This is a genomic window from Lachnoclostridium sp., from assembly GCF_031997925.1.
Lineage (GTDB): Bacteria > Bacillota > Clostridia > Lachnospirales > Lachnospiraceae > Lachnoclostridium.
In genome coordinates this window covers 18,696-31,390 of record NZ_DAMADT010000024.1, presented here as the reverse complement: position 1 = coordinate 31,390, position 12,695 = coordinate 18,696, and the positions used below count along the sequence as shown (strand labels likewise).

Genomic DNA, 12,695 nt, shown 5'->3' with positions numbered 1-12,695 from the left:
ATCAACTTTACCAATAGGAACCGTTACCGCATCCACCAAAAAGAAAGCAAACAAGAAATGTAAACTTCCTGCTTGCTCTCTCTAAAAACGTATATTATTCTTCTGTTACTTCAATTTTACGAATTTCTTTTGTTCTGATTTCTTTGCAGATTGCATCAACGAAATCACTAACCTTCTTTTGTCCTTCGTCTCCAAGGTAACGGCTTCTTACAGAAACTAAACCTTCTTCTGCTTCCTTTTGACCTACAACTAGCATATAAGGTACACGATCTAATCTAGTTTCACGAATCTTATAGCCAATCTTTTCTGCACGGTTATCTACAGTAACAAGTACCCCATTGTCAAGAAGCTCTTTTTCTACCATCTTAGCATAGTCACTGTACTTCTCAGAGATAGGTAAGATACGAACTTGCTCTGGACACAACCAAGTTGGGAATTTACCAGCGTATTTTTCAATCAACCAAGCAAGTGTTCTTTCATAACATCCCATACTTGTTCTGTGAATAATATAAGGACGTTTCTTTTCACCATTTGCATCGATATAAGTCATATCAAAACGATCAGCAAGGAACATATCAAGCTGAATTGTAATCATGGTATCTTCTTTACCATACACATTCTTAGCCTGAATATCAAGCTTAGGACCATAGAATGCTGCTTCTCCATCTTCTTCTGTGAAGTCGATTCCAATATGATTTAAAATATCACGCATCATATCCTGAACCATATTCCAAGTCTCTTCGTTTCCAAGATATTTACCCTGATTGTTTGGATCCCATTTTGATAAACGGTAAGTTACATCCTCCGCTAAACCTAAAGTAGTTAAGCAGTATTTTGCTAAATCCACACAACCCTTGAACTCATCTTCTAACTGTTCTGGTGTTACGATAAGATGACCTTCTGAAATTGTAAACTGACGAACTCTTGTAAGACCATGCATCTCACCAGAATCCTCGTTACGGAATAGTGTTGAAGTTTCACCATAGCGGCAAGGCAAATCACGATAACTCTTTTGAGACTGTTTATATACATAATACTGGAATGGACAAGTCATAGGACGAAGAGCAAATACTTCTGCATTCTCATCTTCCTCATCTCCAAGAACGAACATACCCTCTTTGTAATGATTCCAGTGATCTGAAATTTCATACAAATCTTTCTTAGCAAGCAATGGAGTCTTTGTTCTCACATAACCACGACGTTCTTCTTCATCTTCAACCCAACGCTGAAGAGTTTGAATCATCTTTGCACCCTTAGGCATTAAGAGTGGTAAGCCCTGGCCAATAACATCAACCGTTGCAAAAAGCTCCATCTCACGACCAAGTTTATTATGGTCTCTCTTCTTAATATCTTCTAAATGAGCTAAAAACTCATCAAGATCTGCATTTTTTGTAAAAGCAGTTCCATAAACACGAGTAAGCATCTTGTTTTTCTCACTACCTCTCCAGTAAGCACCTGAAGAATTGATTAGCTTAATCGCTTTAATATTTTTAGTGCTCATAAGATGTGGTCCTGCACAAAGGTCGACAAAATCACCTTGAGAGTAGAAAGATATTACGGCATCCTCTGGTAAATCACGAATTAATTCTACCTTATATGGCTCCTCTTTCTCTTCCATAAGTTTAATTGCTTCAGCGCGGGGAAGTGTAAATCTTGTGATTTCAGCACCTTCTTTAATAATCTTCTTCATTTCTTGCTCTAATGCATCAAGAGCTGCACGATCAAAAGGAGGAACATCAAAATCATAATAAAATCCTGTGTCAATGGATGGTCCAATTGCAACTTTTGCATCTGGATATAATCTCTTTACTGCTTGTGCAAGTACATGAGATGTTGTATGACGATAAGCCGCCTTACCAGCCTCATCGTTAAATGTTAAGATACTTAATTCCGCGTCATTTGAAACTTCTGTACGAAGGTCAACTACTTTTCCATCAAGTTCAGCAGCACAAGCCATTCTTGCTAATCCTTCGCTGATATCTTTGGCAATATCAATAATTTGCATAGACCCTGAATACTCTTTCACAGAGCCATCTTTTAATGTAATCTTCATAATATCCTCATTTCTGGTGCTTTAGCACCTTTTATAATGATAACAATTTGTTTACTGAATATATAACAAGAATTACACGCTTTTTTAACTTTTCCTTGTTGGAAACAAGAAAAACATTTCGCGAACTTTTCCTTGTTAGAAATAAAAAAACTCGTCTCTTTCGATTACTTAACGTATTCGAAAGGGACGAGTATCACTCGCGGTTCCACCCTTATTGGACATGAAAGCTATGCTTTGATATCCCGGCTTCATTGATGGTAACGGAATCACCGGGCCGGATTAGGGCCACTCCGAGGTAGTCTTCAATTGCTTCTGCACTAGGATACTTTCAGCTTCTGTACCCCTCTCTGAAATACTCCACAATTTACTCTTCTCATCAACGTATTATCTCAATTAAATTATTAATAATCAAAAAAGTCTTTTCTTTTTGTTATTATATCATTTCCATTTAAGTTGTCAAGACGCTATACCATGGAAATTTTTAATCAATAAAACTCAATTTGCGAACTTTATCTTATCAAAGCGTAAGTTCCATGACATAATCATCCATGACAAACCCATTCCCGATATCGGCTACCTGTGTTCTTATCGTTTGAAATCCTTTTTTCTCATAAATATGAATCGTATCATAGTTATAACGGTTTACGGTCAGCCAGATAGCTTGTAATCCTCTTTCTTTGCAGAGTTCTTTTAAAAACTCAAATACATGAGAAGCATATTGATTTCCCCGGTATTTTTTAAGGATATAAAGTTTGCTTAAAAACAATTTTCCCTCTTCCGGGCGGATTCCCGTATAACCGACTGTGATTCCATCAACAACAATAAAATAGTATTCGTAGCCAGAACATCTTATCTGCTCTGTCATCGCCTTAACAGATTGAAACTTATCTACCATATAATCTATTTGTTCTAAGGATAATATAGTTGAAAAATGCTGATGCCAAACTTCATTAGCAACCTCTGCTAATTTCTTAATAGACTCATCATCCTCTACTCTTACCATCCTAATCATCGTCTGAACCTCTTTTGAACCTTTTGTTTTCTGAAATAATTCTTCTTCTAAAATATCCACTGCATCACCTACTAACAAGGCACAAGGACGTTTTTTATAATATTGCTCCGTTCTCGCTTCTGGCCTAGTATCCGTAAATGTTTTCTCTGAACCTTCCTGCTTAAGTCCAAGCAGCTCTCTACAGACAATAGAACCGTTCTTCTCACGGAATTTAGCAGCTAACTTCTGTACCATATCATAGTTCTTTTTCTTCCCTTCAGCATCCCTTCCATCGATAGTCCCTGTCTCCATACCAGCTACCATCGACATGCCAGAAACTGCTCCGCATACCTCTCTCATTCTTCCCATCCCGCCTCCAAAAGAGGAAGATAGTTTTAATGCCATATCCTTTGGGATTAGATAATCATCGCTAAAGGCCGCAAAAACTGCTTGTGAACAGTTATATCCTTCCTGAAACAATCGAATTGCTTTTTCTCTTCTGCTCTCCATAATATTCTCCTTCTATAGTAACCCTTAAATCACTGTTTCAATTCGTAAATCTTTATGCTTCGATAGATCAATAAACTCATTATCCACCTTAATAACGGGTTTTGATAAACAATCTTTGTTAAGAAGAATGATTTCTCCCTTTTGATTGTTACTTAGTTTCACAGTATGATTAATATAAATTTCAGCAATCTTTTGAATAAGAGGAATCAAGTATTTAACATCGTACTGTTGCTTTCCTTCTTCTTCAAATAATTTTATAACATCAAACGGACAAATTGCTCCTCGATATACCCGTCTACTCGTCATTGCATCATATACATCAGCAATTGCGACAATCATGGAAAACGGAGTAATCTCATTTCCATATTTGCCTAATGGATAACCGTTTCCATCATAGCGTTCATGATGTTCTAATGCAGCCAAACGAATTCGATCATCCATCTTATGGTTTAGTAGTAAAAGATAACCTTGTTCTGGATGATCTTTTACAATTTCATATTCCTCTTTTGTTAATGGACCTGGTTTATTTAAGACTTCTTTTGGGATAACTAATTTACCAATGTCATGTAACAATCCACATATGGTTAGAATTTTAACCTCTTGTGGGGGAATTTGCAACCATTCACCAAATACATAGCAAATTAATGCCACATTGATGGAATGTATAAACGTTAAATCATCATGTTCATGAATGCAGTATATCATCTCAAACAGATGAAACCTGTTCTTGCTCGTTCTTATAATTTTCTCAACTTTATGTAACAACTGCTGTTCTGGAACCTGATTGCTATAGTGCAATAATAGATTCACTGAATCTTTGATTTCCACCATCACATCATCATAGGTCTGTTTAAAATTCTTAAAGTCTTCACTCTGCTTAATTCGATTATAATAACTTGAATCAGAATTTATATCCTCTTCCGTCTTATAGACATAAATACTTTCAATGGCATAGAACATCAGTTTAGCAATCATATTTGGTAGTAACCTAGTACCCTTTACCAATATTAATTGGTCATTGCGTGAATAGATATCACGAGCTGTAACCATGCCTGGCAATACTTGTGTGATTGGAATGTGTATCATTTTCTCGGATTGCGTTGCATTGATGCTCACGACGAATGCCTCCCCTTCTTCATTGCAAACTATTGTAATATTTTGGTAATTCAAATATATCACAATATAATCATTTTTGCAATTGTTGCATACACAATACGTAAAAATTTTTGTTATTCCCACTATTTTATTAATTTTTCGTCTAAATCTATCGATAAAAGCAGATTTGTTTTTGAATGGTATCCATCGTGCAAAACGTTCCAATCGGTAACGTCGCAGTTGGGAAACTATGTCCGCACGCTAAATTCGATAAGACTGGCTTCTTAAACTGACAAAAGAAGTCTTGAAATAATTCATTCACACCATATTCACTATCGTATGGATTCGTACAATCTGTAAAATCACCCAATAGAATGCCTCTAATCTGCCCAATAATACCAGTTAACCAAAGTTGGTCAAGCATACGTCCAATTCTTGGAACCGTTTCCCCAACATCTTCAAGAAATAAAATCTTCCCTCGAAAATCAGGCGCATAAAATGTTCCAATCTGACTAGTTATTAAAGATAAATTTCCACCAACTAAGAGTCCTTCTGCACACCCTTCTTTCACTGTTGTAAGTTCCCTTCCCTTAGGATTTTGAAAGGTAAGAGACTCTCCCATAAATAGCGTTCTCCATAACGACTCTTCGGTGTAAGGATCGAAATGCTGTAAGAAATTAGATGCTACCATAGGACCATGAAAGGTGACGAATCCACATAGCTGAAAGAATGCCGATAACAGATTCGTAATATCACTATAACCAACAAATATTTTTGGATGTTTCCTAATCATATCATAATTTAAAAGATTCATGATTTGGCTGCTACCATAGCCACCTCGAATACAAAAAATAGCCTTTACCGTATCATCTGCAAACATCCGATTGATATCCTCAGCCCGTAGACTAGCATCACCTGCAAGGTAACCGTGTAATTCACACCAACAGCTCCGACCTAGTTTAACATCAAATCCGAGATCTTGCATAAATTCAACACTTTTCACTACTTTTTCTTTCGTAGTGGGAGAAGAGGGACAAACAAGTCCTATGGTATCTCCTTTTTTCAGTGGGTTTGGAAAAATTAAATGTTCTCTACTTGTGTTTAAACAATTTTTCTCCATAGTTCAACCCCTATCCTTCTATACTGTTAGTTAGATAATATGCAAACTTATTGCTACTATGCTTTCTCCTTTTCTTTTCTAATTTTCAATTCTTTAAGGTCTATTCTATATCTTTTCTATTTCTCTTCTTTGCATTATCATTTTCTTCTCTCTCAGTGACACTTGCTCTAGTTACCTTACTTTCAAAAAATAAAAACTGATCAATGGCATCTAAAATATCTGCAAATGTTTCTCTCGGAGCTAGTTCAATATAACGCTTAAGTATCTCCGTTAGCGCATCTCCCTTATATCTTCCATAGAAAATATCAAACAGATTATGACCACGTACGTAGATTTTAATAAACTCAAAATTTAGTTTTATATCTTCTATTGTTTTAATCTCACATCCAGTTTTTTCTATCATATGCTTTACACTAGATAGTCGGTTCAAATATTCCTGATACTTTTCAAATAGTATCTGATAAAATGCGTCCTGACTCTTTACAACACCAATCGCACACATAATAGAAGGTTCTAGAAAATAATTTTCAAAGGAATAGTACTTTAAGATCAATACATTTCGTTCTCTCACTCGAGGGAGATTATCAATATCTTCCCTTCCCCTGCTTCGGTAATAGTTGCATAACTGCGCCTTTAATTCCTTCGGATTAAGCCCATCACCATCTCGTATCATCATAAATTGATCTTTAAGATATAGTTTATTAATGTATTTTAAGTTGGCATAGGTCTTTATATTGGTACAACTATTGGTTGCAATAATTGCTACTCGTTTTGGTAATCCATTCTCATCAAAAATCTCAGAATAGTATTTATTCAGTAACAATGGAAGTCTGCTACTATCTTGCTTTCCTTCTACAATGAAAACAAAGCTTACGTTCATTAAATCGTTTGCGGAATATCCCAAATCATTTAAGATTTCATCAATATCCGTATCCTCTTTCACAGTAGTATCATAGTTTTCATCCAATATGACCTGCTTAATCTGCCTAGAATTAAACGTAAATAACAGATTAGGAGAATGGGTTGAGAATATTACTTGATTCTTTTTCGATAAGCGATAAAGAATTTCGCTGGCACTCTTTTGAAGCTGCGGATGCAAATAAGCCTCTGGATCTTCCATCATAATAATACTTGGTATACTATTTTGCTCTGCAATATAAGCTTCTAGTAAGGATAAGATATAGATACTTTTCGTGCCTTCACTCATCGTAGACAATGATCCAACCGTATTTCGCTCGTGATTTAATACAACTGTATTCATCTGAAAGATTTCTTCGATATTAAAATTCATATCATAACGAATCGATTGGGCTCGCTCACTATTTCTACGAAAGCAATCATTTATTTTCTCTACAAAGGAATCTAAATTACGATGGTAAAGCTTATATTCCAATAATTTTGCTGCTTCAAGGATACTTAGTTCTTCTGGCTTCTTCTTCTCAATAATTCCCATACATTGAAAACAATTCACACAATTCTTTGCACTATCAAACATACATACATTATCTCTAAGGCTTACTATAGCATCCTGTCCCTGAGCAAGGAGGATATCTCTTTGAATTCCTTCAATATTTCTAGAGTGATCGATATAATGTATCTTTGGTAATATTTTGATTAGATGAGGATTGTGCTTTGAGATTCCATCTCCATAACGGACAACTCCCCCCTTACTTGCAGTAAAGCTGACAAATAGGCGATAACTATTTCCCTCCTCCAAAAGCTGAAGGCTAGGAACCTTTTTGCGAAAATCACTATACCAGGCATCATATCTTTTATATTTACTTATTAAGCCACGTTCATGAAATGATTTTATATCCTCGTTGGTTACCTCGTAAATGATGTCTATTCTTATATTACCATCTGATACATTAAAATCCGTTGGTTTTATCTGATAGATTCCAGAGACAGCCAAAATGGCATCCAGAATAACAGTTTTACCAGTACTGTTTTTCCCTACAATAATAAAAGCTTTTTCAATATTTGTCATTTGAAGTTTTCGTATAGATTTAAAATTTTTAATAGAAATTTCTTTAATTTGCATAAACAACTCCTAATCTTTCATACTTCCAGACATGCCTGCAAGTATCCGTGTAAAAGAAAATTTATAAATTTTCTTTTACACTTGAACCATGTCTACTTAGTAGTAGGCTGTGTGAAGGAAAATTTATAATTTTCTTTCACACTCCCCTAGCGCTTCTGCGTTTTTTCTATTATACTTCTTTTATAAACATTCTGCACGATAAGTATATAAGATTGTGAAAAAATCATACAGATAGGTCATCTGAACGAATACCTTAAATTTTTAAAGTAGCACTTGATTGTTACCATATAATGTTATACCCTAACACTAGAAATATGTGTCGGTTAAGTGCATTCTAAGAATTGACTTTTCACTAAAATGCTTATGTGCTAATAAACACATCATACAGGAGGATAAAATGAAGCATTTACCAGATTGGCTAAAAACAATTGTATTTCTTACAATCGCTACTCTTTGCTCCTTGTTATTTCATTTAATAACAAACAATACCACAAATATTGCAATTGTTTACATGCTTTCTATTGTTTTAATAACCAAATATACCGAGGGATATCGATATGGTATTATTGGTTCTGTGGTAGGTGTCATTGGAGTAAACTATTTCTTTACTTTCCCTTACCTAGAACTAGATTTCACTAGGACAGGTTATCCAATCACTTTCCTTGGTATGCTTGCTATTTCTCTAATCACTAGCACTACTGTTGTAAATTTACAAGCGCATCAACGTTTAAATGCAGATGCTGAAAAGGAAAAAATGCGTGCGAATCTCTTACGAGCAATTTCTCATGACCTTAGAACTCCTTTGACAGGTATGATTGGTGCAAGTGCTACTTACATTGAAATGAAGGATAATCTTACTGAAGAAGAGAAAGACGAACTTATTCTCCATATTCATGAAGATTCCAATTGGCTACTTCATATGGTAGAAAATCTTCTATCCGTTACTCGTATTCATGATAATAATACTACAGTAACGAAGGTCAGCGAACCCGTAGAAGAAGTTGTCTCAGAAGCAGTCATGCGTCTTAAAAAACGTTATCCTAGTGCAAGAATTCTAGTAAAAACACCAGAGGAATTTCTAATGGTACCAATGGATGCAACGCTGATTGAGCAGGTTATGATTAATCTGCTTGAAAATGCCTATAAATACTCTAAGAGTAAAAAACCGATTGAATTAACTGTTACAACGGAATCGAACTTTGTACGCTTTTCCATTATGGATTATGGAGTTGGCATAAACAAAGATATGATTTATAATTTTTTTGATGGCTATACCGTAACAAGAAACTCAAGTAGTGATTCCACCAGAGGGATGGGTATTGGGTTATCCATATGTAAAACAATAATCATGGCTCACGGTGGAGTAATCGAGGCAGGCAACCACTCAAATGGTGCTTGTTTCACTTTCACTTTGCCACTGGAATAAACAAGTGGATTACAAAGGAAGAAGATTCTATTGTCATTTGGGAAGACTCGCATAGGATTAGAACGAGTAAGGAGGGTATTATATGAAGAATACTACCATTTTGATTATCGAAGATGAACAAAATATTTGTAATTTTATAGCAACCAATTTAAATGCTTATGATTATAAAGTATTAAAAAGCTTTACTGGTGCAGAAGGACTATCCATCATCACATCCCACTGTCCAGATTTAATCTTGTTGGATTTAGGTTTGCCAGACATTGACGGAATGGAGATAATATCAAAGATTCGCTCTTGGTCAACTACTCCAATTATTGTTATTTCAGCACGAACTCAAGAAAAGGAAAAAGTTCAAGCTCTTGATTTAGGCGCCGATGATTATATCACCAAGCCTTTTGGTACTTCAGAATTACTAGCACGTATCCGTACTGCTCTACGTCATAATGCAAGTTTAGAATCTGGTAAGAGCTTTCCGCCATCTATTTTTTGTGCTAAAGATTTTGTAATTGACTTTAATAAGCACATTGTAATGGTCGGAGGAAAAGATGTTCATTTGACACAGATAGAATTTAAACTTGTATCTTTGCTTGCTAACAATTCTGGAAGAGTTATGACCTATGATTCCATCATTACAAAGATATGGGGACCATATGCGGATCGAAATAACCAGATTCTTAGAGTAAATATGGCTAACATCCGTAGAAAAATTGAAGCTAATCCTGCTGATCCACAGTACATTTTTACTGAGGTTGGTATAGGATATCGTATGATTGATGAGGATACAGCACAAACTTCAGAGGAGTAAATAATAATTGATTTATCATTACAAAAGATCATGAAAGCAAGAGAGGCTGTTACATCACTAACGAAATATTAATTTAAGTAAAGAGAAAGGTGATGTTACAAAACTAATCAAAAATACTAGTTTTGCAACACCACCTTTATCATTTTTCCAATTCAATAGGTATCACTTTATGCCATAAAAAATCAAAACCAAATATCTCTATATTATATAAACAAACTAAAACAGGATTATTAAGTTCTATACTATCATTTTTCTTATTCATATAAGCTCTTAAATAAAGCACTCCTTTTTCTCCTGAAATAGGAATGGCAAATAATGAAAGATCAATGTTATTTGATTCGATATTTTCATTTCTTAATATCTCTTCCACACGAGCATTAAGAAAACCACTACCTCCTATACTGCTAGGTTGATAATAATTATTTTCTTCGTAAGAATTAAACGATAAGCGATTAGCGTTGTTAATAATTGGATATAGCGTTAAGCTACCTTTCGCATCCTTCAAATTGTTAACAGTTATATTCAATTCTAAATCCTTCTTTATTGTCTGCTTACCACTATGTATAGCAAAATCATCTTCTCTTAACTTTGCAGTAATTTGTATCTCATCACTATGTAATATTGAGTCATTAATTTTATTTCCAACAATCAATATAGAGAATAATATTATCCCTATTAAAATAAGAAAAATTATAATATAAACTTTCTTTTTTTTCATTTTATTACCTTCGACTTATTTGACATAAAATCATCTATTACAAGATACAATTCCTTCTTTACCATCTAATGTAACGATAGAGCCAGTACGTAATATCTTTGTTGCATTTTCAGCACCAAGAATTACTGGAATGTCTAAGCTTAACCCAACAATTGAAGCATGGGAATTAATTCCCTCCTGCTCAACAATAATTCCAGAGGCTTGCTTTAATTGCTCCATCATTTCATTATTAGTTTCTGTAGTAACTATAATATCCCCTGGCTTAAAAGTATCTCTTAATTCCTTAGCATCGTTACATACGCAAAGACTTGAGCATACCTCACGGTCTATTAAGCCTCTTCCTTTTACTAAGATATGACCTACGACTTGAACCTTGATAAGATTGGTAGTACCGGAAATTCCAAGTGGAACTCCAGCAGTGATTACAGCTAACTCACCAGACTTAACCAAACCAGCATTTTCTGCTGCTTCTAATGCATGTTCAAATAATGTATCTGCATCCACTTCCTCTTCGATTAAAAGCGGTACAACACCCCAGGAAAGGTTTATCTGGCGGCAAACATGCTCGTAGGTGGTACATGCTATAATTGAACATGGTGGACGATACTTTGAGATCATTCTTGCAGTTTTACCGGATTTTGTTACGGTTATTATTGCAGCAGCATTTAGGTCTATCGCAGTCGTACAGGTCGCATGTGAGATTGCATTGGTGACATCCGGGTTCGTGAGACTATCTCTCTTTTTGAATCGCGATGTATAATCGATATCTGCTTCGGTCCGCTTTGCGATTTTAACCATTGTCCTTAATGCCTCTACCGGATATAAACCGGCCGCTGTTTCGCCAGAAAGCATAATGGCACTGGTTCCATCGTATATCGCATTCGCAACATCCGTCGCCTCAGCTCTTGTTGGTCTTGGATTCTTCATCATAGAATCAAGCATCTGAGTTGCTGTGATTACTTGCTTCTCTGCATTGTAAACTTTTTTAATAATCATTTTTTGAATGACAGGAACTTCTTCTAGTGGAATTTCAACACCCATGTCGCCACGGGCAACCATAATACCATCAGACACACGAATAATCTCATCAATATTATTCACACCCTGCATATTCTCAATTTTTGCGATTATATTAACTGTATTACAGTCATATTCGTTCAAGATTTTACGTATCTGGATGATGTCATCTGCACATCTTGTAAAAGAAGCTGCAATAAAGTCAAAACCCTGTTTAATACCAAATACGATATCCTCATAATCACGTTTACTTATAAATGGCATGGATAATTCAACACCAGGTACATTTACACCCTTATGATTTGAAATCATACCACCATTTAGAACTTCACAAATGATATCTGTATCAGTGATATTAAACACTTTTAGCTCTATGAGACCATCATCAATCAGTATTTTAACTCCATTTTTTATATCGCGTATTAAGTTTTTATATGTAATCGAAACCTGCGTTTCATCTCCGACAATATCATTCGTCGTCAGGGTAAAGATTTGACCCTTTTTTAATTCAATTTTTCCACTCTCAAACGTACCAATACGGATTTCTGGTCCTTTGGTATCAAGTAATGTAGCGATCGGTAATTTCAACTCCGCACTAAGTCGGCGAATACGTTCATAATTTCTCTTATGCTGTTCATAATCACCATGCGAGAAATTAAATCTTGCTACATCCATGCCCTCAATCATTAGCTGACGAAGTACAGCATCATCTTCGGTTGCTGGCCCTAAGGTACAAACAATTTTTGTTTTCCTCATTATAATCCTCCATCTCTTCTGTCAAGCGTAACACGCAATTTAAGAAAATATTATCAAAGCGGATACTCGGAAACCGCTTCGATACTTCCTTATAACCTACAGTGGGTACTTTAACTCCCACAAAGACGAAGATGTTACTCCTGCTTTCGCTTCGCTAAGAAGT

9 protein-coding genes and 1 other annotated feature are annotated in these 12,695 nt (G+C 35.3%); of the genes, 2 read left to right on the top strand and 7 right to left on the bottom strand.

What is annotated here, in order from left to right:
* Positions 1 to 94: 94 nt before the first annotated feature.
* The 5 genes from thrS to RTP52_RS14570 all read right to left on the bottom strand — a co-directional run bounded on the left by thrS (position 95) and on the right by RTP52_RS14570 (position 7,810).
* A complete protein-coding gene (thrS, locus tag RTP52_RS14590) occupies positions 95 to 2,053 on the bottom strand; it encodes a threonine--tRNA ligase (RefSeq protein ID WP_312372175.1) in 1,959 nt (652 codons plus the stop codon).
* A gap of 179 nt (positions 2,054 to 2,232) precedes the next feature.
* Positions 2,233 to 2,442 (bottom strand) — a binding site (T-box leader).
* Positions 2,443 to 2,570: 128 nt separating this feature from the next.
* Complete coding sequence (locus RTP52_RS14585; RefSeq protein WP_312100507.1) at positions 2,571 to 3,554, bottom strand: C-GCAxxG-C-C family (seleno)protein; 984 nt, start codon at positions 3,552 to 3,554, stop codon at positions 2,571 to 2,573.
* A gap of 24 nt (positions 3,555 to 3,578) precedes the next feature.
* Entirely contained in the window at positions 3,579 to 4,670 is a 1,092-nt protein-coding gene (locus tag RTP52_RS14580; RefSeq protein WP_312372173.1) for an HD-GYP domain-containing protein, read from the bottom strand.
* A 148-nt stretch (positions 4,671 to 4,818) separates the two neighbouring features.
* Positions 4,819 to 5,769, bottom strand: a complete 951-nt coding sequence (locus RTP52_RS14575; RefSeq protein ID WP_312100510.1) for a S66 peptidase family protein — start codon at positions 5,767 to 5,769, stop codon at positions 4,819 to 4,821.
* A gap of 100 nt (positions 5,770 to 5,869) precedes the next feature.
* Positions 5,870 to 7,810: an ATP-dependent nuclease gene (locus tag RTP52_RS14570; RefSeq protein ID WP_312372171.1), complete on the bottom strand. Its 1,941-nt coding sequence runs from the start codon at positions 7,808 to 7,810 to the stop codon at positions 5,870 to 5,872.
* 397 nt (positions 7,811 to 8,207) lie between these two features.
* Between RTP52_RS14570 and RTP52_RS14565 the strand changes: the two genes are divergently transcribed.
* Together RTP52_RS14565 and RTP52_RS14560 are read left to right on the top strand one after the other, a co-directional pair.
* Positions 8,208 to 9,236, top strand: a complete 1,029-nt coding sequence (locus RTP52_RS14565; RefSeq protein ID WP_312372169.1) for a sensor histidine kinase — start codon at positions 8,208 to 8,210, stop codon at positions 9,234 to 9,236.
* An 82-nt stretch (positions 9,237 to 9,318) separates the two neighbouring features.
* The gene (locus RTP52_RS14560) at positions 9,319 to 10,041 is read left to right on the top strand and encodes a response regulator (protein ID WP_312100513.1); all 723 of its coding nucleotides are present in this window, start codon (positions 9,319 to 9,321) and stop codon (positions 10,039 to 10,041) included.
* 139 nt (positions 10,042 to 10,180) lie between these two features.
* On the opposite strand, the gene RTP52_RS14555 is transcribed toward RTP52_RS14560, so the two are convergent.
* Both RTP52_RS14555 and pyk read right to left on the bottom strand, forming a co-directional pair.
* The gene (locus RTP52_RS14555; RefSeq protein ID WP_312372167.1) at positions 10,181 to 10,759 is read right to left on the bottom strand and encodes a hypothetical protein; all 579 of its coding nucleotides are present in this window, start codon (positions 10,757 to 10,759) and stop codon (positions 10,181 to 10,183) included.
* A 30-nt stretch (positions 10,760 to 10,789) separates the two neighbouring features.
* Positions 10,790 to 12,532, bottom strand: a complete 1,743-nt coding sequence (gene pyk / locus RTP52_RS14550) for a pyruvate kinase (RefSeq protein ID WP_312372166.1) — start codon at positions 12,530 to 12,532, stop codon at positions 10,790 to 10,792.
* Between the last annotated feature and the right edge of the window lie 163 nt (positions 12,533 to 12,695).

Coding starts and splice junctions, on each gene's coding strand:
- RTP52_RS14585 (WP_312100507.1), bottom strand. CDS start 3,554: ATGGAGAGCAGAAGAGAAAAAGCAATTCGATTGTTTCAGGAAGGATAT.
- RTP52_RS14560 (WP_312100513.1), top strand. CDS start 9,319: ATGAAGAATACTACCATTTTGATTATCGAAGATGAACAAAATATTTGT.
- pyk (WP_312372166.1), bottom strand. CDS start 12,532: ATGAGGAAAACAAAAATTGTTTGTACCTTAGGGCCAGCAACCGAAGAT.
- RTP52_RS14565 (WP_312372169.1), top strand. CDS start 8,208: ATGAAGCATTTACCAGATTGGCTAAAAACAATTGTATTTCTTACAATC.
- RTP52_RS14570 (WP_312372171.1), bottom strand. CDS start 7,810: ATGCAAATTAAAGAAATTTCTATTAAAAATTTTAAATCTATACGAAAA.
- thrS (WP_312372175.1), bottom strand. CDS start 2,053: ATGAAGATTACATTAAAAGATGGCTCTGTGAAAGAGTATTCAGGGTCT.
- RTP52_RS14555 (WP_312372167.1), bottom strand. CDS start 10,759: ATGAAAAAAAAGAAAGTTTATATTATAATTTTTCTTATTTTAATAGGG.
- RTP52_RS14575 (WP_312100510.1), bottom strand. CDS start 5,769: ATGGAGAAAAATTGTTTAAACACAAGTAGAGAACATTTAATTTTTCCA.